Origin of the sequence: Streptomyces sp. ISL-11, from assembly GCF_018614525.1 — a bacterium.
GTDB lineage: Bacteria > Actinomycetota > Actinomycetes > Streptomycetales > Streptomycetaceae > Streptomyces.
On record NZ_JAGGOL010000072.1, the window covers coordinates 601 to 19,360 of the forward strand.

The following is an 18,760-nucleotide window of genomic DNA, read 5'->3' on the forward strand; positions in this document are numbered from 1 at the left end:
CCGGTCGGTGAGGTCGCCGACGGCCGGTGCGGGCCCGGCGGGGGCGCCGCCGTGACCGGGCAGGTCGAAGCGGAACACGCGCCAGTGGCGGGTCAGCTCCGGTATCTGCCGGTCCCACATGTGCCATGTAGTACCGAGGGCCGGGCCCAGGATCAGGGTCGGGGCGTCTTCTGGCCCGTCAAAGCGGTATTGCAGGGTCTCGGCGTTCGTCTCACTCACCCGCTCACGCTCCCACACCTCACAAAGTCTCACCGACGGGGGTAGTGGCCTCCACCAAGCCACCCCAGGTTTCCGCCGCAGGACGGAGGTCGTCCACGCCCGGCTTCATGTGCCACTTCTTCGTCGTACGGACGTTCGTGTGGCCGGACCACCGGGCCAGGAGGTGATCCAGCACCCCCTTTTCCGCCACGTACGTGAGGCACGCGGCGCGGGCATCGTACAGGCGTACGTGACGGAGGCCGCTCCGGTCCATGATCAGGTATGCGCGGCCTGTTGCGCCCGCCGCTTCATTCCTGTGCTGCCTGCTGGAGCTGGGCGTAACCGAGCTGGAGGGCGTCGGCGGCTGCGACGGCGCTGAGCCCCGATGTCACCCACCGGGTCGGTTCGGGAAAGAACGCGAGGCAGGCCAGCCCCGCCGTTCCTGTCCACTGCGTCATACAGAACGGGCAGGTGAGAAGCTCACCGATGGCATGGCGCAGCATGCCGGCCCGTGGTGCCTCCATGACCTCCCCCGGCCCTGCCGGGCTCTGGTAGGTGGTGAAGGGGGCCCGTAGCGGGGCGAGGATGGGGTCCTTGGTCAGGGTCCGGCTCACTCGGAACGTCGCAACGGCCAACAAGGCCAGGTCGGTGAACTCCGGCCTCGAGGGCGCGGTCCCGCGCCGCCGGGCCGCCACCGCGGCAGCGGCCACGAATGCCGTGTAGCCGCCGAGCAGGACGGCATACCCTGCCAATGGTCTTTCACGGGCGCCTGCTTCCGCTCCTCGCTCGTACTCGTCACGGGTTCGCGACCACCACTCCAGCACTCGGCGCCCTCGACGCATCCTGCCTCCTCGCTGCCTGAACCATCCTCGGACACGATGGGGCACAACGCACCGCCGGCGGTCCGTACCCGGGCGGCTCCCAGGATCGGGCCGGCGGCCTCCCGTTCGCCGACCACCGGCACGCCGGAGCCTTCACACCATGCCTCCGCCCCTGGCCAGCAGCAACACCACGTCCATCACCGCGACCACCACCGCGGCCGCGAACGGTGCCCGGCCTCCGCGCCGGGCGAGGGCCATACCCGTCACGGCAGCCGCCGACGCCCCGCCCAAGGCCGCCACCTCCGCTCCACCGGGCGGCCCCGGCGGACCGAGCGACAGGACGGCGGTCGCCGCCACCAAGGGGACAGGCAGCGCCCAGCGCGTCCCGGTGAGACCCATCCGGTGCGGTAGTCCTCGTACCCCGGTCGCCAGGTCGCCGGGGATGTCCGGCAACGTGTCGGCCAGGTGCGCCCCCACCCCCAGCAGGGCACCGGCCGTCACGACCCACCAGGCCGGCCAGGCCCCGTCCGGCGTACTGAGGGTGACGAAGGCGGGCAGACTCGCGAAGCCCACGGCATACGGCAGCCATGACCACATCGTGGCCTTGAGCCGCAGGTTGTACGCCCACGCCGCCGCGACCCCCGTCAGGTGCACCGGACCGGCGAGCAGGCCGCACACCAGCGACAGCACCGCGCATACCGCCAACGCGAGGAACGCGGCGGTCCACACCACGCCCCGGGGCACCGCCCCGACGGCGACCGGCTTGCGGCGGCCGACGGCGGCGTCACGTCGCGCGTCGAAGGCGTCGTTGCACCAGCCGACCGACAACTGACCGCTCAGCACCGCGGCCGTGATCAGCGCGCATGCCGACCCCGAATGCCCGGCGCAGACGGCCAGAGCCGCCGCCAAGGCGGTGACCGCCACCGCCGGCCCGAGGTGGCACGACCCGGCCAGCGCCGCCGCCGGCCACGCCCACCGGGCGCCAGGGGCACCACGCCGCAGCCGCTCCTCGCTCTCCACTCCGCGATCGTAAATCGCCTCACCCCGCAGTGCGGGCCCCCGGATGGGCGACACGGAGTACTACAACCGCATTTAGAGGGCACTCGACCTCCATGGCCCCCTCGGGCCCCACCAGCGGCCTCAAGGCGGGACACACATGACGACCTCGATCGCAGCTGTCCACGGCGTACTCGCCCCCTATCGCCACCGTCAGCAGGCCATCACCGACACCATCGCCGGTCTCTGCCTGCGCCCGGGGGACGACCGCCGCGTCCTGGACCGCCTCCACGCCAGTACGACCGTCCGCACCCGCCACACGGTGCTGCCCCTGGAGCAGTACGCCCGACTGGACGACTTCAGCGCCGCCAACGACGTCTTCACCCGCGCCGCCACCGACCTGGGCGCCCAGGCGATACGCGGCGCCCTGCGCGCGGCGGGGCTGCGGCCCACCGACGTCGACATGCTGATGTGCACCTCCGTCACCGGCATCGCCACCCCCTCCATCGACGCCCGGCTCGTCACCCGGCTGGGCCTGCGCCAGGACGTCAAACGGCTGCCGGTCTTCGGGCTCGGCTGTGTCGCGGGCGCCGCCGGACTCGCCCGCCTTCACGACTACCTGCGCGGCTGGCCCGACCACGTCGCCGTACTGCTCTCCGTCGAACTGTGTTCCCTCACCTTCCAGCGCGACGACCCCTCGGTGGCGAACCTGGTCGCCACCGGACTGTTCGGCGACGGTGCCGCCGCCGTCGTGGCTTGCGGCTCCCGGCGGCATCCCCGCCCGGCCGCACCGGCGGTGGTGGCCACACGCAGCCGCCTCTACCCCGACACCGAGCACGCCATGGGCTGGGAGATCGGTGCCTCCGGCTTCCGGGTGGTCCTCGACCCGGCGGTCCCGGACATCGTTCGCCGGCACCTCGCCGACGACGTCCACGACTTCCTCGCCGAACACGGCCTCAAGCCCAAGGACGTGACCGCCTGGGTGTGCCATCCGGGCGGCCCGAAAATCCTCCGGACCGTCGCGGAGACACTCGACCTGCCCGAGGGGGCGCTCGAACTCACCTGGCGCCACCTCGCCGACGTCGGCAACCTGTCCTCCTCCTCGGTACTCCACGTCCTGCGCGACACCCTCGCCCTGCGCCGCCCACCCGCCGGCTCCCCGGGGCTCCTCCTGGCCATGGGCCCCGGCTTCTGCTCCGAACTCGTCCTCCTGCGCTGGTAGGCGACGCCACATGACCTGGTACACCGCTCTCGTCCTCGCCGTCGCGGCCGAACGCCTCGCCGAACTGCTCATCGCGCGCCGCAACGCCCGCTGGAGCCGGGCCCGCGGCGCGGCCACGGCCGACGGCCGCCACTACCCGCTGATGGTCGCCCTGCACACCGGGCTCCTGGCCGCCTGCCCGCTCGAAACCTCCCTGGCCGGACGGCCCTTCCCACCAGTCCTCGGCTGGGTCATGCTGGGCATGGTCGCCGCCGCCCAGGCGCTGCGCTGGTGGTGCGTCCAAGCACTGGGCCGGCAATGGAACACCCGGGTCCTCGTCGTTCCCGGCCTCCCCCTCGTGACCGGCGGGCCCTACCGATGGCTGCGCCACCCCAACTACGTGGCGGTGGCGGCCGAAGGACTGGCGCTGCCCCTGGTCCACGGGGCATGGGTGACCGCCCTCGCCTTCACCGCACTCAACACCTGGCTGCTGACCGTGCGCATCCGCTGCGAGGAGGCCGCCCTGACCGCCGCGGCCCCCACCGCCCCGGCCACCGCGCCCATGAGCCCACGCGCGTGATCGACGTCCTGGTGGCCGGCGGCGGACCGGCCGGACTCGCCGCCGCGATCCACGCCGCCCTCGCCGGCCTGGAACCCGTAGTGATCGAACCGCGCCAGGTCCCCGTGGACAAGGCATGCGGTGAAGGCATCATGCCCCACGGCGTCGCGGCGCTGCGCTCGCTCGGCATCGAGGTGTCCGGACACGCCCTGCGCGGCATCCGGTACGTCGACGGGGCGCGCAGCGCCGAGGCACGGTTCTCCCACCGGACCGGGCTCGGCGTACGGCGCACCGTCTTGCACGCCGCCTTGCACCGGCGGGCGAGCGACCTGGGAGTCAGGTTCGTGCAGGGCCGGGCCGACACGGTCCACCAGAGCCCCGACAGCGTGACCACAGCGGGCCTGACCGCCCGCTGGCTGATCGCCGCGGACGGCCTCCACTCACCGCTCCGCCGCGCCCTGGACCTGGAACTGCCCGCCACCGGCCCCGCCCGCTACGGCCTGCGCCGCCACTACCGCACCCCGCCGTGGACGGACTTCGTGGAAGTCCACTGGTCGCGACACGGCGAGGCCTACGTCACCCCCGTCGCGGAAAACCTGGTGGGCGTGGCCGTGCTGAGCCACGAACGCGGCGGCTACGACACCCATCTGAGCGCCTTCCCCGCCCTGGCGCCCTTGCTGAGCGGACCCACCGACAGCACGGTGCGCGGCGCCGGGCCCCTGCGCCAGCGGGTACGCCGCAGAGTGGCCGGACGCGTCCTGCTCGTCGGCGACGCCGCCGGCTACGTGGACGCGCTGACCGGCGAAGGTGTCGCCCTCGCCCTGGCCACCGCCCGCGCCGCCGTGCACTGCCTGACCACCGGCCGGCCGCACGCCTACGAAGCGGCCTGGGCCCGCCGGACCAGACGCCACCGACTGCTGACCGAAGCACTCCTGAGGGCCTGTCGGTACCCCGTCACTGCCCGGTTGATCGTCCCTGCGGCCTGTCGGCTGCCACGTGTCTTCACCGCCGCTGTCCACGCCCTGCAGTAACCGTGCGCGCACCGGAACATGCTGTCGAAGAATGTGGCGGACTCTTATCCGGCACCTGTGACGTCAGGTCGTTTCAGCAGTCGGGGAATTCCGAGACGGACACGCCGTACTCCGGGCGAGAAGTGGACGACAGGCGGGCCGGACGGGGGCGGCAGACCGGCCGACGTGGTCAGCGTCTGGTCCATGTTCTCCACGGCCGCGCTCCGAAGGGGCCACGGCTCATGCTGGACGGGGGTCTGCCACAGCGCACGGTTGCTGCGGCTGAAGGCACGCCACCTGGAGGTCAGCCATGTGTCGAGACCGCCGGCGACGAGCGGGGCACCGGGGCGGACGGCCAGATCGTACGAGGAATTCCCGCTGCGGCGCGTCCCCGTGTACCGGATGACGGATCCGTGTTCCCGGACCAGCAGATTGCCCACGTGGTAGGGAACACCGATGATGCGGGCGGCCAGCATGAGAGGGGCGGTGACGTCCAGGGAAAGGAACCATAGGCCCTCCCGTCCGTCCGGCAAACGAACGTAAGTGCGCAGGTTCGTCTCGGGAAAGGTGAAAGGCGTGGGAGGCACGCACGCCGGACGGACGGCTTCCATGATGAACGGTGTCAGACTCACCCACGCCTTTTCGCCATAGGTGTCAGCGATCAGCCCCTCGGGAAGAAGGGCCTGCACCGCCTGCGGCTCATACGGCCAGTGCACGAACGTCTGACGCAACCACCGCGCCTTGAGCAACGGCACCAGGACGCTCTGCTCAGCACAACGCGACACCATTGCTCACACCTCTAGTCCACGTGAACTCCTGCCACCACTCCATACCCGCTGCGATTGAGGACACGACGTATCAGGGCGGGGGAACACCCTGATCGGCCAGTGGCGCTGTCCTGTGCGCTGCCGGGCCGGCGGGCCCAACCACAGGATGCGCGGCCCCAGCAGACCGACTGCGGTCAGCCCAGGCTCCTCGACGGAGACGGCCCGGAGCCGGCGACCGGGCGCGCCGCCGGCCGTGCGGGTCCCGACGCGTCTCATCCCACGCCGCGCGGCCGGAACTGGATGCTGATGCGCGGGCCCACGGGCTTGGTGGTCTTGGGGATCGAGTGGTCCCACGTGCGCTGGCAGGTGCCCCCCATGACGATGAGGTCGCCGTGGCCCAGTGGCTGCCGGATGTGCGGGGCGCCACCGCCACGCGGGCGCAGCATCAGCGGGCGCGGGGCGCCGATGGAGAGGATGGCGACCATCGTGTTCTCACGGTCGCCGCGGCCGATGCGGTCGCCGTGCCAGGCCACGCTGTCGCGGCCGTCGCGGTAGAAGCACAGGCCCAGGGTGCGGAACGGCTCGCCGAGCTCGGCGGCGTAGTGCGCGCTCAGCGCGTCCCGCGCCGCGGCCAGGACCGGATGCGGGGGTTCCTCGGCCTCGCCGTAGTGGGCGAGGAGGCGGGGGACGGCCACCACGTTCTCGTACATGTGCCGCCGCTCGGCGCGCCAGGGCACTGATTCCACGAGGGCCTCGAACAAGAGGTCCGATCCCTGGAGCCAGCCGGGCAGGATATCGATCCACGCGCCGTGTGCGAGCGACGTGCGGCGGGCCTCGTCCAGCGGGCGGCCGAGATGGGCATCGTCCGCGAGATCGAACAGTGATCCCTGGAGCTGGACTGCCATGTGCGCAAGCCTACGCCACCCATAGAACCTTTGTGCGAATACAGGGGCAGGTGGATGCGCCGTGGCCCGTCAGTGCCCATGCGCGCCCGGCCGCCGGCCTCGGCGCGTACCCATACAGCCGCCCCAGGACTGGCAGCCGAAATCCGGCCCGACGATGCTTGAACTGTTGCACGGCACCGAAAGAGCGGGAGCGGGCACGTGAGGGCACCGAGCGCGGGGCGCACCACCGTGAAGCGCTGGTGCCTGCGCCACCTCCTGCTGCTGCCCGTCCTCCTGCTCGTCGCAGGCGCCCTCCTCGATTACCACACCTCTCCGCATTTCAGTGCCGAGGCCTTCTACACGGCCGCACCCATGGCCGCCGCCGCCCTGCTGTCGCTGCGCGCGACGATCCTGGCAGGTATTGCTGCCTGTGCCACCGACCTCTTGCTGCTCACCCACTTCGGTTTCATCGAGGATTCCGGTGGGCGAAGCGAGCTGGCAGCGGTGGCGACCGTCTCGGCCATCGCCGTCGTCGTCAACCGCCTCATGTACTACAGCGACGTGCGGCTGCAGTCCGCACGCAACGTCGCCCTCGCCGTGCAGCGCGCGGTGCTGCCACAGCCGCCGGCCTCGATCGGTACCCTGCGGACCGCCGTGCGCTACCAGTCGGCTGTGAAGGACGCACAGATCGGTGGTGACCTGTACGGGGTGCAGAACACTCCGTACGGCGTGCGCTGTCTTGTCGGCGACGTACGGGGCAAGGGCCTGGAGGCGGTCCAGGCGGTCGCTGTGGCGCTGGGCGTGTTCAGGGAGGCCGCCGATGAGGAACCCACGCTCCTCGGTGTCGCGGTCAGGCTGGAGCGGGCACTGCTACGGGAGAAGGAGCGGCGGGAGGGGTTGGAGCGGATCGAGGGGTTCGTCACCGGCGTTCTGGCCGAGATCCCGCACTCCGGCGATACGCTGCGGCTGGTCAACCGCGGCCACCCGGCACCACTGCTGCTGCGCGGTGGCCAGGTGCACAGCGTGGAACCCTCCGAACCGGCCCTTCCTCTGGCGCTGACGGAGCCGGGTTTCGACGAGGGGCGGACGGACATGGTGGCGTTCCCTCCGGGGACGACTCTCCTGCTGTACACCGATGGCCTCACCGAGGCGCGGAACCGCGCCGGGGTCTTCTACGATCCCGCCGCCAGGCTGACCGGGCATGACTTCCCCGGACCGGACGCGCTGCTCGATGCCCTTCTCGCCGATGTGGCCCACCACGCCGGCGGCCGCATCACCGATGACATGGCACTGCTCGCGGTCACCCGGACCAGGAGCCGTGAGAACCCGTGACGGCGAGACGCGACGGACGCCCGCGCCCGCGAGCCGGTCCTCCCCGGCTCACGACGACGGTCGGACCAGTGAACTCCTGCCCTCCAGGGCTGGTCACGACCGGGGAGCCGTCGCCGTCGGCGGTGACCGCACGTACACCCCAGGAGCCCCGGCGCCTGGCTTCCCGAACCGTTGGCAGGTGACCGTGAGCGCCCCTCGCAAGAAGAGTCCGAAGCCCGGGCGCACCGCCCCCGCGCGCGGTGGCGCGGCGCGCACCGACCGCATGCTCCGCACCCTGCTGAGGCATGGCAAGAGGCCGCTGAGCATCGAGGACGTCACGGTCACCGACCCTCCCGAGGTACGCCGCGCGGTCCTGGCCGCCGCGCTGGGCAACATGATGGAGTGGTTCGACTTCGGCGTGTACGCCTATATGGCGGTCACCCTGGGCAAGGTCTTCTTCCCCTCCAGCTCGTCCGGCGCGCAGGTCGTCGCCGCCTTCGCCACCTTCGCGGCCGCTTTCCTCGTCCGACCGCTCGGCGGCCTGGTCTTCGGCCCGCTCGGCGACCGCATCGGACGCCAGCGCGTACTCGCCGCCACGATGATCATGATGGCGGTGAGCACCTTCGCCGTCGGCTTCCTGCCGGCCTACGCGACGGCAGGATTCGTCGCGCCCGTGCTGCTGCTCGTCTGCCGACTGGTGCAGGGCTTCTCCACGGGCGGTGAGTACGCCGGCGCCACCACGTACATCGCCGAGTACGCGCCCGATACACGCCGCGGATTCCTCGGCAGTTGGCTCGACTTCGGTACGTTCGTCGGCTACGCGCTCGGATCCGGTCTGGTGACGGTGCTCACCGCGGTCCTCGGCACCGACGGCATGACCGGCTGGGGGTGGCGCCTGCCCTTCCTGGTCGCCGGGCCCCTCGGGCTGATCGGTCTCTACATGCGGATGCGACTCGAGGAGACGCCCGCCTTCCGCGCGAGGGCCGAGGCCGCCCAGGCGGATGCGGCGGGCGCCACCGGCTCCCGGGAGGACGACGCCGAACAGGCGCGCCAGTCCGGTCACGGGCGACTGAAGGAGATCTTCACCCGGCACTGGCACGCCGTGCTGATCTGCATGGGACTGGTGGTCGTCTACAACGTCACCAGCTACATGGTCACCTCGTACCTGCCGACGTACATGACCGAGACGCTCGGCAAGGACGCCACGACCGCACAGCTGCTCATCCTCGCCACCATGGTCCTGGTGGCCCTGACCATCACCGTCGTGGGCCGCTCCTCCGACCTCTGGGGGCGCAGGCCGATGTTCATGGCGGGCAGCGCCGCCCTGGTCGCGCTCGCCATCCCCTCGATGCTCCTGGTCCGCGCCGACGGTGCCCTCCTCCCGGCACTCGGCTGCCTGATCCTCGGGCTGCTGCTGGTGTGCTTCGCGGGCACCGCCGCCGCGACGCTGCCGGCGCTCTTCCCGACCCGACTGCGCTACGGGGCGCTGTCCGTCTCGTACAACCTCTCCGTGTCACTCTTCGGCGGCACCACTCCGCTGGCGGTGTCCGCTCTCCTCGAAAGCACCCACGACGCCATGATCCCCGCGTATTACCTGATGGCGGCGGGTGCGATCGGGCTCGCCTCGGCATTCTTCCTCCACGAGACAGCAGGCAGGCCGCTGCGCGGCTCGGGGCCGATGGTGGAGACGTCGGAGGAGGCCCGGCTGCTGGTCGCCGACAGCCGGACCGAGGCCGGCCGGCACGCCAGGGATATCTGGGTACGCCTGCGGCACCCGGGCCACAGACATCACGACGAGCGCTGATCCCGGCGCGGACGTGGGGTGTACTGGCTTTGTCCGCCGGGCACGTCCGCGGCGTCCGAAGGACTGTTCAGTAGAGCGGGAATGCCCAGCCGCCGGGGTACCAGGGTTCGCGTTCGCCGCGGAAAGCTGTCGAGGCGAGGGAGAGGGCGCCGCGCCGCAGTTCCTCGATGAGGCCGGCAGCCGCGAGGGCGGTCAGCGTGGTGCCGCCGAGGAAGGCGGCGCCGAGTTCCGCCGCCGTCAGCCGTATGTCGGCCGGAGCGGTCGTGGGCTCGCAGATGGCGCTCCCTGCTTCCGCCTGTAGCCGGTGGCGCCCGCCGTTCCACGGGCAGAAGTCGTCCCGCACGTCCAGGACGAGGTCCAGTGGAAGGCTGTAACTTCGGCCCGCCAAGGCCTTGTCGACGTCGACCGGCCGCAGCCACAGACGGTCCACCGGTGCGCCCTGAACCGCTCGCGGGTCGACCAGCAGGTAGGGCAAAGACTCGTCCACGGCGCCCTCGTAGTCGATCCAGGTCACCAGGTCGATCCCGGCGAGGAAGCGCCATAGCGCCGCATATGCCTGGCGCGAGCACGCCGCCAGCTCTGCCACCTCCACCACCCCGGCACCGCCTCCGAGCCCGTCCGGCGCGGAGCTGTGCCGGTAGATTGCGTAGCCGGTGGCACGTCCGTCGCGCTCCTGGTGCACAGCGAACCGGAACGAGGTCGCCGTACCGCGCCGGTGCGGACAGTCGGCGAGGCGCACCGCCCAGTGGGCCATCTGTCGGTCGGGCCAGCCGACCGAGGCGGTGCGGACCCGGTCGTAGATCCTCTCCAGGAGGGGGCGGGCCTGGACGGCGTGCTTCAGACGGACGATCCCTTCGCCGAAGTCGGTATCAGGGCGGAACCGCATGGCACGTCGGTCGCAGCGCATCCGGTTGCCGACTGTCGCGGGGCCGTAGCCGTACCGTCCGTAGATGCCGGCCTCGGAGGGGCGGAGCGCGGCGATCGGCTCGCGCCGCTGCTCGTACAGGTCGGTCAGCTGGGCACGCATCATCGAGGTGAGGATGCCGCGGCGGCGATGCGTCGGGGCCACACCCACGGAGGCGACCCCCGCCACGGGCAGGACGCCCCCGGGCACGGTCAGCATTCGGCTGTAGACAGAGGCTCCGGCGACCGGCTCGCCCTCGTCGAACACGGCCAGGGTGCGAGCGAGATCCGTCGCGGCTCGCTGATCGGCCAGTTCCTCCTCCGACCGATCCATGCCATAGGTGTCGGCAATCATGCGTGCCCAGGGCACGAACTCCTGCTCGGCAACGCAGCGAAGCCGGAACTGAGAAGCGGTCATCGGGCATGTGTACAGCACATCGGACCGAGCTGACGACCCGGCCCACCTGCGCTGTCAGTCGCCCGAACTCCTGCACGGTTCGATGGTTCCTGCGCAGCGGGGAACGGAGGTTCAGCGCGTCCGCGGCGGGCGCGCCGCCACGCAGGACCGCGGTCACACCAGCCCTTCGACAGGCGTCGAGCCGCGGGGGGTTCGCCTGCTTCGTCGTCGAAGACCGCGATCCACGCCAGGTAGCGGGCGGTCACCTCGACGAGTCGCACGTCGGCGTCGGGCATGCAGTAGGCGAGGGAGTGCCCGAGCTTGCGGCGGGCCGGACGGGCGGCACGCGCAGCTCGTCCCTGGGCCCGTACCGCCGGGCGGACGCTCCGGTCACCCGCGGTCGGCCCGCCATTCGGGAGCGAGGATCGCCCAGGCCTCCTTGTCGTGGCGGGTGCCGCCGTAGGGCCAGTATTCGCGGCGCACGCCCTCGAGCGTCATGCCCAGCCGCTTGGCCACCGCCGCGCTCCGTTCGTTGTCGGCCCGGCAGTGCCACTCGGCGCGGTGCATCCCCCGGGCGGTGAACGCCCAGTCCAGCAGGTGCCGGCACGCCTCTGTGATCAGGCCGTGGCCCTCGGCGGCCGGCTCCAGCCAGCAGCCGACCTCACATGAGCCCATGGCGGCGTTGAAGTCCACGAACATCACGCCGCCGACCAGCGTGCCATCGAGCCATATGCCGTAGAGGCGGGCACCATCCGCCGCCTGGCGCTCGGCGTACCGGCTCAGTGTGGCTCGCGCGCCGTCGAGGTCGTCGGTGACGAACGCCGGCCCGACCCATGGCCGGATGTGCTCGCGGGCCCGGTCCAGATGGTCGGCGAACTCCTCGGCGTGCCAGGTCTCGAGCGGACGGAGGTGGGCGTTGCCCCGCAGCGGAAGAGAGAACAAGGTGACCCCACATTCACACAACACACGTTACGGCTATGTACGGTAGCAGCATGCCACGCACCAAGGGAGATCACGAAGCCCGCCGCCGCGAGGTCTCCGAGGCGGTGTGGCGGGTCCTGGCCGCGCACGGATTCGGCGGACTGACCCTGCGCGCCGTCGCCGCCGAGCTCGGCGCGACCACCGGCCTGCTCACCCACTACTTCCCCGCCAAGCGCGACCTGGTCGCGCACGCCCTGGACCTGCTCGAACAGCGCAGCGCCGCCCGCCCCCGGCGCGCTGCCGGGAAGGGCCTGTCCGCCGTACGGGCCGCTCTGCTCGACATCCTGCCGCTGACGGCCGCGGCCACCGACACCAACCGGATCTGGGTGTCCTCCTGGGACACCGCGCTCGCCGACCCCGAGTTGAGCGGCGACTACGCCCGCAAGTACGCGCGGAGCCGCGAGAAGCTGCGCGATCTGGTCGCGGCGGCCCAGCAGCTCGGCGAACTGCCCGCCGGGGACCCGGAGCGCATCGCGGCCGGTGCCCAGTCCTTCGTGCTCGGCCTGGTGGTGCAGGCCCTGTTCGCCCCGCGGGCGTATCCGCCCCACCACCAGGTCGAACTTCTCGACGACTACCTGGCCGGGCTGACGTCCCGGCCTTCGCCCGGTGACGGCCGGGCGGCCTCGACCTGAGGGCCGGGCGTCGCAGAGGAAAGGCGCTGTCGATCACGGTCGGCAGGAGCGGGCTGTGCCCGGCCAGGGCAGATCACACGCGCGGGGAGTTCCCGTGCCGTCATGTCCTTGCCAGTGGTGGCCGTCATGTCCTTGCCAGTACTGCCCGGCGAGGGGCCGAGTACCGGACCGGCGGGTATCCACCGGGGCGGTGGAGTGGGCTCAAGGGGTGGTCGTGGAGACCAGGTAGACCTTCGGGTACTGCGGATTGTCCAGATTGGCGGTGATCTCCAGGGACGGCTGGGGCTTGTCGTGCTCCAGCTCCAGGCCCGCCCAGTGGTGTCCGGCGCCGAGGTTCCAGCCGACCTCGGCCGCCTCGTCCTCGCCGATGGTGACCTCGCCGTCCGCCAGGTCGCCCATGTCGTTGCCGGTCCGGGCGAGGAACTTCTGCAGGCCGTCGCGGGTGGTGGTGAACTGCACGTACAGCGAGCTCGCCTTCCACGAGTTGGTCTCGTAGTGGGCGACGTCCTCGGAGTACGGCGGGATCCACACCTCGTAGATGCGGCGCTGGAGCCGGGAGGGCCAGCCCTCCTCCAGGCCGGACGCGGCGGCCTGTTCCTTCTTGGACTCGCTGCCGCCGCGGCTCTGCATCGCGGAGATGTAGAGGTATCCGGCCGGGATGGCGATGAGCAGGAAGACGATGACGGGCTTGGCCCAGCGGTAGCGGCGGCCGCCGCCGGGGCCCTGGGGGCCCTCGGGTGCGGCGGTGCGTTCCTGTTCCATGGTGGGCGTCACCCGCGGCCCGCCTGGGCATAGCGCTCGTAGCGCTCGACGCGGCGGCGGTTGGCCCGGCGGAAGCGGCGGGCGACGAGCCGGGCCAGGTCCGCGGCACCGACCATGCCCGCCTCGGGGCCCAGCTGCGCCTTGACGATCCGGGCCTCGGGGCGGTAGCCGCGGCCGGTCAGGTGGCGGCGGAAGGCGTCCCGGGCGGGGGCGATCAGCAGGTCGTCGGCGGCGCTGACGCCACCGCCGATGACGAAGCAGGACGGGTCGAGGGCGGCGGCGAGGTTGGCGATGCCCACGCCGAGCCACTGACCGATGTCCTGGAGCAGCTCGACGCACATGGCGTCGCCGGACCGGGCCAGCTCGGTGATGAGCGGGCCGGTGATCTCGCCGATGTTGCCGCCGACGCGGTCGGTGATCCCGTACGCGACCGGCGACTCGGCGGCGGCCAGCTCGCGGGCCTCGCGCACCAGGGCGTTGCCGGAGCTGTACTGCTCCCAGCAGCCGCGGTTGCCGCAGGGGCAGCGGTGGCCGCCGGGCACGACCTGCATGTGGCCGAACTCGCCCGCGACGCCGAACTTGCCCCGCTTGACCTGGCCGTCCTCCAGGATGGCGCCGCCGATGCCCGTACCGAGGGTGATCATCACCAGGTGGTCCTCGCCGCGGCCGGCGCCGAAGCGCCACTCCGCCCAGGCGGCGGTGTTGGCATCGTTGTCGACCATGACGGGGACGGCGAGACGGCCGGCGAGACGGTCGCGCAGCGGTTCGTTGCGCCAGGACAGGTGCGGGGCGAACAGGACGCGGTTGCGGTCGGCGTCGACCCAGCCCGCGGCGCCGATGCCGACGGCGTGCACGTCGTGCCGGTCGGACAGGTCGAGGACCAGCTCGGTGATGGTGTCCTCGACGACCTTGGGGCTCTTGGACTTGTCCGGGGTCTCCGTGCGGAGCTTCTCCAGGATGTTGCCGTCGGCGTCCACGACGCCCGCCATGACCTTGGTGCCGCCGATGTCGATCCCGACGGTGGGGACGCGGGGCGCGGTCAGGTGCGAGCGGCGCTCGCGCGTGCCGACGGTGCGCAGGACGGTCGCTCTGGCCGTACCCCGGTGGAGGTCGCGGTACATGCTCATCGCGGCACCTCCGCCACGGCGTGGCCTCCGGCGGGTGTACGGGGGCGTGCTCGCACGAGTCGTCGTCCCTGCGGGATCGGGAGGCTGGGCCTCTGTGGATACGGTCGGTGCGATTGTGCCTCACGGAGGCGGTCCGTACCGCATCGCGTGCGGCCGGGGGCCGCAGCACGACGGGGGCCGGGCGGCCCGTGTTCCCCGGTGGGCGGGGCGCTGCGCGGTCCGTTTTCGCCGGTGGTCGGGCGCTGCGCGGTCCGTGCCGCATCGCGTGCGGCCGGGCCGCGGCACGACGGGGGCCGGGCCTCCGCGTCCCCGGTGGCGGGGCGCTGCGCGGTCCGTGCCGCGCCGTTGTCGGTGGCCCGCCTGCGGCGGGCCCTTCCCTCCCGCCCGCCCATGGCTCGGAACCGTGGGCTCGGCCACTCGCCGGCCGGCGTGCGCTGCCAAGGTGACGGGCGGTGGGCGGAAGCCCGCACCACCGGCGGCCGGGGCACGTTTCCGGGTAACGGGCGGGCGGGAGGGGGAAACCCCGCGCCGCAGGCGCGCCCGCCCGGCCGGCGGGCGCGGGATCCGGCCCCGCCGTGCCGCCCATCAGCTCGGATCCAAGCCCCCCGCACGGGACAGCTCGTGGCTGAGTTGGTCGAGTTCGCTGCCGCCCGCCATCTGGCGGGTGAGCTCGTCCAGGGCGATCTCCGACTTCGCGTGGCTGCCGGCCATCGCACCCCGCTTGAGCAGGACGAAGCGGTCACCGACCAGGTACGCGTGGTGCGGGTTGTGGGTGATCAGGACCACGCCGAGGCCCGCGTCCCGGGCCGCCGCCACGTACTTCAGGACGACGCCCGACTGCTTGACGCCGAGCGCCGCCGTGGGCTCGTCCAGGACGAGGACCTTCGCCCCGAAGTAGACGGCCCGGGCGATCGCCACGCACTGGCGCTCGCCACCGGAGAGCGTGCCGATGGGCTGGTCGACGTCGCGCAGGTCGATGCCCATGCGCAGCAGTTCCGTGCGCGTCGTCTCGCGCATCTTCCGCACGTCGAGGCGCTTGAAGGGGCCGGTGCCCTTCGTCGGCTCGGAGCCGAGGAAGAAGTTCCGCCAGACCGGCATCAGGGGGACGACCGCGAGGTCCTGGTAGACCGTGGCGATGCCGCGGTCCAGGGCCTCCCTGGGCGAGGCGAGCTTCGTCTCCTCGCCCTCGATCTCGAAGCTGCCGGCGTCGTGCCGGTGCAGCCCCGCGATGATCTTGATGAGGGTGGACTTGCCCGCGCCGTTGTCACCGAGGACGCAGGTGATCTCACCCGCGTGGACCTCCAGGGACACCCCTTCGAGGGCCTTGATGTTGCCGTAGAACTTGCTGACGTCCGTCAGCTGGACCAGCGCGCTCACTTCTTCGCCTCCGCCCGCTTACGGACCCATGCGTTCAGCAGGGTCGCCAGGAGGAGCATCGCGCCGAGGAAGAACTTGAACCAGTCCGGGTTCCACTGCGCGTACACGATGCCCTTGCTGGTCATGCCGAAGATGAACGCGCCGACCGCGGACCCGATGGCCGAGCCGTAGCCGCCGGTCATCAGACAGCCGCCGATGACGGCCGCGATGATGTAGAGGAACTCGTTGCCGACGCCCTCGCCGGACTGCACCACGTCGTACGACATCAGCAGGTGCTGGCCGGAGATCCAGGCGCAGAAGGCGACGGCCATGTACAGGCCGATCTTGGTCTTGTTGACCGGCACGCCGACCGCGCGGGCCGCGTCGGCGCCGCCGCCGACCGCGAAGATCCAGTTGCCGACGCGGGTGCGCAGCAGCACCCAGGTGGCCAGCGCGACCAGGCCGAACCACCACAGGATGGTCACCTGGAGGTCGACGTCGCCGATCGTCAGGTGGGAGGCGAAGAGCGTACGGGCGGACTCGAAGCCCTCCATGTCACCGATGGTCTTGCTGGAGACGGTGCCGCTGATGAGCTTGGTGAAGCCGAGGTTCAGGCCGGTCAGCATCAGGAAGGTGCCCAGCGTGATGATGAAGCTGGGCAGCTTGGTGCGGGTCAGCATGAAGCCGTTGAAGAAGCCGAAGGCCAGGGTGACGAGGAGGGAGACCCCCACGCCGACCCAGACGTTCGCCGTCATCTGGTAGCTGAACATCGACGAGACCAGGGCCGACGTCGTGACCATCACGCCGGTCGACAGGTCGAACTCGCCGCCGATCATCAGCAGCGCCACCGGCACCGCCATGATGCCGATGGTCGAGGAGGCGTAGAGCACCGTGGACAGGCTGGACGCCTGGAGGAAGCTGCTCGCGACGACCGAGAAGAAGACGAAGACGGCGACGGCGCCGACGACCGAGCCGAGCTCCGGCCGGCCGAGCAGCCGGCGCAGGTACGAGCGGCGCACCAGCCGCTCGTCGGTGGCGTCCTGCACGGGGGCGGCCGTGGGGGCGCTCATCGGGTGCCCCGCTTGGTGTACGTCGCCAGGGCCTTGGCGTCGTCCTTGGTGACGATCTGCGGACCGGTGAGGACCGGGCGGCCGCCGCCGAGCATGTCGGCGTTGTACTTGTAGAGCCACAGCAGGTCGACGGCCTCGTAGCCCTGGAGGTACGGGTCCTGGTCGACGGCGAAGCCGAGCGTGCCGTCCTTGAGGGCGTCGGCGACCTTGGCGTTGAGGTCGAAGGTGTCGACCTCGGCCTTGCTGCCGGCCTGCTCGGCGGCCTTGACGGCGGTGGGCGCGAAAGGGGCACCGAGGGTGACGACGGCGTCGATGTCCCTGTCGGACTGGAGCTTGGCCTCGATGGACGACTGCACGTTGGGCATGTTGGTGCCCTCGACGTAGAGGTTCTGCAGGTCGCCCTTGAAGGTCTTCTTCACGCCTTCGCAGCGCTGCTCGTGGCCGACGTTGCCCTGCTCGTGCAGGACGCAGACGGCCCGCTTCTTCCCGCGCTGGTTGAGCTGCTCGCCGACGGCCTCGCCGGCGATGGTCTCGTCCTGGCCGATGTGGGTGAGCGCGCCGAACTGCTGGGACTTCTCGGAGCCGGAGTTCACGGTGATCACCGGGATGCCGGCCTTCTTCGCCTTGGCGACGACGTCCTTCATGGCGTCGGGCTTGGCGAGCGTGACGATCAGGCCGTCGACCTTCTGGTCGATCATGGCCTGGACGTTCTGGGCCTGCTTGTTGCCCTCCACGTCATGGGCGTAGAGGAACTTGATGTTGTCCTTGGCGGCCGCCTGCTTGGCGCCGCTCTGGACGATGTCCCAGAAGGTGTCGCCGTCGCCTGAGTGGGTGACCATCGCGAAGGTCCAGCGGGGCGTGCTGACGTTGGCGCGCCCCTGGGCAGCCTTGGCGGCCCGCTCCTCCGCACGCTTGCCGCCCGTACTGCTGCACCCCGCCAAGGTGGCGCCGAGCACCGCTGCCAGCACGGCGCTCACCGCACGTACGCCTGTCCGAACCCTTGCCACGAGGAGTTGCCCTTCTCACTGTCTGTCACGGTGCGGCCGGGCCCTTGTCCTGTGGGACCGACCGCCCAAGTATCCGTCACCATCCGTCACCGCTGACCGCGGGGGCTTCAGCGGGTACCGCTCGGGCTGCTGCATGTGGGTGGAGTTCTAGCGGCGGGCGCCGCACCGCGTCAATACTTTGTCCGAACATTCTGACGGACTGACCTGTCCGGCGCCGCCGCGAGCGCCCTTATGGACGCACCAGGAGCTGGAAGTCGAAGGCGTAGCGCGACGCCCGGTAGATGTGCGAGCCGAACTCCACCGCGCGCCCGGTGTCGTCGTACGTCGTCCGCTCCATCGTCAGCAGCGGCGCGCCCTCCGGCTCGGCCAGCAGCTCCCCCTCGGCGGCGGTCGCGGCGCGCGCCCCGACCGTCTGGCGGGCGCTGTGCAGGGTGATGCCGGCGGTGCGGATCAGCCGGTAGAGGCCGGTTCCGGTCAGCTTGTCGTCGTCGAGGTCGAGGAGGCCCGCGGGCAGGTGGTTGCACAGGCGGGCCATGGGCTCGCCGTGCGCGAGGCGCAGCCGCTCGACGAAGACGACCTCGGCGCCCTCGGGGACGCCGAGGGCGGCGGCGACGCGCGCGGTGGCGGGTTCGGTGGTGTGGCGCAGGACGCGGGTGGCGGGCTGCTGTCCGGCCGCCTCCAGGTCGTCGTAGAGGCTGCTGAGCTCCAGCGGGCGCTTGACCTGGCTGTGCAGGACCTGGGTACCGACGCCCCGGCGGCGTACGAGCAGCCCCTTGTCGACCAGCGACTGGATGGCCTGCCGGACGGTGGGCCGGGACAGCCCGAGCCGCGCGGCGAGGTCGATCTCATTGCCGAGGAGACTGCCCGGCGCCAGTCCGCCCTGCTCGATCGCGGCTTCGAGCTGCTGGGAGAGCTGGTAGTAGAGCGGGACAGGGCTGCTGCGGTCCAGGGTGAACTGGAGGGATGGATGCTTC

At 71.5% G+C, this 18,760-nt stretch carries 19 protein-coding genes; 6 read left to right on the top strand and 13 right to left on the bottom strand.

The window, feature by feature from the left end; translation table 11 throughout:
• The 3 genes from J7E86_RS31115 to J7E86_RS16150 all read right to left on the bottom strand — a co-directional run.
• A partial coding sequence (locus J7E86_RS31115) for an alpha/beta fold hydrolase (protein ID WP_374223808.1) occupies window positions 1–219 on the bottom strand: 219 nt, incomplete at its 3' end.
• Window positions 220–506: 287 nt separating this feature from the next.
• The gene (locus J7E86_RS16145; protein WP_215082377.1) at window positions 507–950 is read right to left on the bottom strand and encodes a DUF1360 domain-containing protein; all 444 of its coding nucleotides are present in this window, start codon (window positions 948–950) and stop codon (window positions 507–509) included.
• A gap of 222 nt (window positions 951–1,172) precedes the next feature.
• Window positions 1,173–2,039, bottom strand: a complete 867-nt coding sequence (locus J7E86_RS16150) for a UbiA family prenyltransferase (protein ID WP_215082378.1) — start codon at window positions 2,037–2,039, stop codon at window positions 1,173–1,175.
• Window positions 2,040–2,175: 136 nt separating this feature from the next.
• On the opposite strand from J7E86_RS16150, the gene J7E86_RS16155 reads away from it, so the two are divergent.
• From J7E86_RS16155 to J7E86_RS16165, 3 genes are read left to right on the top strand one after another with little or no spacing between them, the layout of a single operon-like run.
• A complete protein-coding gene (locus J7E86_RS16155) occupies window positions 2,176–3,237 on the top strand; it encodes a type III polyketide synthase (protein WP_215082379.1) in 1,062 nt (353 codons plus the stop codon).
• A 10-nt stretch (window positions 3,238–3,247) separates the two neighbouring features.
• Entirely contained in the window at window positions 3,248–3,796 is a 549-nt protein-coding gene (locus tag J7E86_RS16160; RefSeq protein WP_215082380.1) for an isoprenylcysteine carboxyl methyltransferase family protein, read from the top strand.
• Window positions 3,793–4,806 (top strand): FAD-dependent monooxygenase, encoded by a 1,014-nt coding sequence (locus tag J7E86_RS16165; RefSeq protein WP_215082381.1) that lies wholly within the window; start codon window positions 3,793–3,795, stop codon window positions 4,804–4,806. Before J7E86_RS16160 ends, J7E86_RS16165 begins: the two co-directional genes overlap by 4 nt.
• 44 nt (window positions 4,807–4,850) lie before the next feature.
• Here the strand turns inward: J7E86_RS16165 and J7E86_RS16170 are convergent, their stop codons facing one another.
• Together J7E86_RS16170 and J7E86_RS16175 are read right to left on the bottom strand one after the other, a co-directional pair.
• Entirely contained in the window at window positions 4,851–5,540 is a 690-nt protein-coding gene (locus tag J7E86_RS16170) for a DUF2071 domain-containing protein (RefSeq protein ID WP_308312609.1), read from the bottom strand.
• Window positions 5,541–5,824: 284 nt separating this feature from the next.
• A complete protein-coding gene (locus tag J7E86_RS16175) occupies window positions 5,825–6,457 on the bottom strand; it encodes an alpha-ketoglutarate-dependent dioxygenase AlkB (RefSeq protein WP_215082383.1) in 633 nt (210 codons plus the stop codon).
• Window positions 6,458–6,655: 198 nt separating this feature from the next.
• Between J7E86_RS16175 and J7E86_RS16180 the strand changes: the two genes are divergently transcribed.
• Window positions 6,656–7,768 (top strand): PP2C family protein-serine/threonine phosphatase, encoded by a 1,113-nt coding sequence (locus tag J7E86_RS16180; protein WP_215082384.1) that lies wholly within the window; start codon window positions 6,656–6,658, stop codon window positions 7,766–7,768.
• 262 nt (window positions 7,769–8,030) lie between these two features.
• Window positions 8,031–9,551, top strand: coding sequence for a glycine betaine/L-proline transporter ProP (gene proP, locus J7E86_RS16185; protein ID WP_215082444.1), 1,521 nt, complete (start codon window positions 8,031–8,033; stop codon window positions 9,549–9,551).
• Between the two features lie 67 nt (window positions 9,552–9,618).
• On the opposite strand, the gene J7E86_RS16190 is transcribed toward proP, so the two are convergent.
• Both J7E86_RS16190 and J7E86_RS16195 read right to left on the bottom strand, forming a co-directional pair.
• Window positions 9,619–10,872 (bottom strand): GNAT family N-acetyltransferase, encoded by a 1,254-nt coding sequence (locus J7E86_RS16190; protein ID WP_215082385.1) that lies wholly within the window; start codon window positions 10,870–10,872, stop codon window positions 9,619–9,621.
• A 369-nt stretch (window positions 10,873–11,241) separates the two neighbouring features.
• Complete coding sequence (locus J7E86_RS16195) at window positions 11,242–11,793, bottom strand: GNAT family N-acetyltransferase (protein ID WP_215082386.1); 552 nt, start codon at window positions 11,791–11,793, stop codon at window positions 11,242–11,244.
• Window positions 11,794–11,843: 50 nt separating this feature from the next.
• Here J7E86_RS16195 and J7E86_RS16200 point away from each other — a divergent pair, with 50 nt between their 5' ends.
• Window positions 11,844–12,464: a TetR/AcrR family transcriptional regulator gene (locus J7E86_RS16200; RefSeq protein ID WP_215082387.1), complete on the top strand. Its 621-nt coding sequence runs from the start codon at window positions 11,844–11,846 to the stop codon at window positions 12,462–12,464.
• A 201-nt stretch (window positions 12,465–12,665) separates the two neighbouring features.
• On the opposite strand, the gene J7E86_RS16205 is transcribed toward J7E86_RS16200, so the two are convergent.
• The 6 genes from J7E86_RS16205 to J7E86_RS16230 all read right to left on the bottom strand — a co-directional run bounded on the left by J7E86_RS16205 (window position 12,666) and on the right by J7E86_RS16230 (window position 18,735).
• Window positions 12,666–13,226 carry a hypothetical protein gene (locus J7E86_RS16205; protein ID WP_215082388.1) on the bottom strand — a complete coding sequence of 187 codons (561 nt, stop codon included), beginning with the start codon at window positions 13,224–13,226 and terminating at the stop codon, window positions 12,666–12,668.
• A gap of 8 nt (window positions 13,227–13,234) precedes the next feature.
• Window positions 13,235–14,353, bottom strand: coding sequence for an ROK family glucokinase (locus J7E86_RS16210; RefSeq protein ID WP_215082389.1), 1,119 nt, complete (start codon window positions 14,351–14,353; stop codon window positions 13,235–13,237).
• Window positions 14,354–14,938: 585 nt separating this feature from the next.
• A complete protein-coding gene (locus tag J7E86_RS16215) occupies window positions 14,939–15,730 on the bottom strand; it encodes an ATP-binding cassette domain-containing protein (protein ID WP_215082390.1) in 792 nt (263 codons plus the stop codon).
• A complete protein-coding gene (locus J7E86_RS16220; protein WP_215082391.1) occupies window positions 15,727–16,779 on the bottom strand; it encodes an ABC transporter permease in 1,053 nt (350 codons plus the stop codon). The genes J7E86_RS16215 and J7E86_RS16220 overlap by 4 nt, the downstream gene beginning before the upstream one ends.
• Window positions 16,776–17,747, bottom strand: coding sequence for a sugar ABC transporter substrate-binding protein (locus J7E86_RS16225; protein WP_308312614.1), 972 nt, complete (start codon window positions 17,745–17,747; stop codon window positions 16,776–16,778). Before J7E86_RS16225 ends, J7E86_RS16220 begins: the two co-directional genes overlap by 4 nt.
• A 268-nt stretch (window positions 17,748–18,015) precedes the next feature.
• Window positions 18,016–18,735, bottom strand: coding sequence for a GntR family transcriptional regulator (locus tag J7E86_RS16230; protein ID WP_251019225.1), 720 nt, complete (start codon window positions 18,733–18,735; stop codon window positions 18,016–18,018).
• Between the last annotated feature and the right edge of the window lie 25 nt (window positions 18,736–18,760).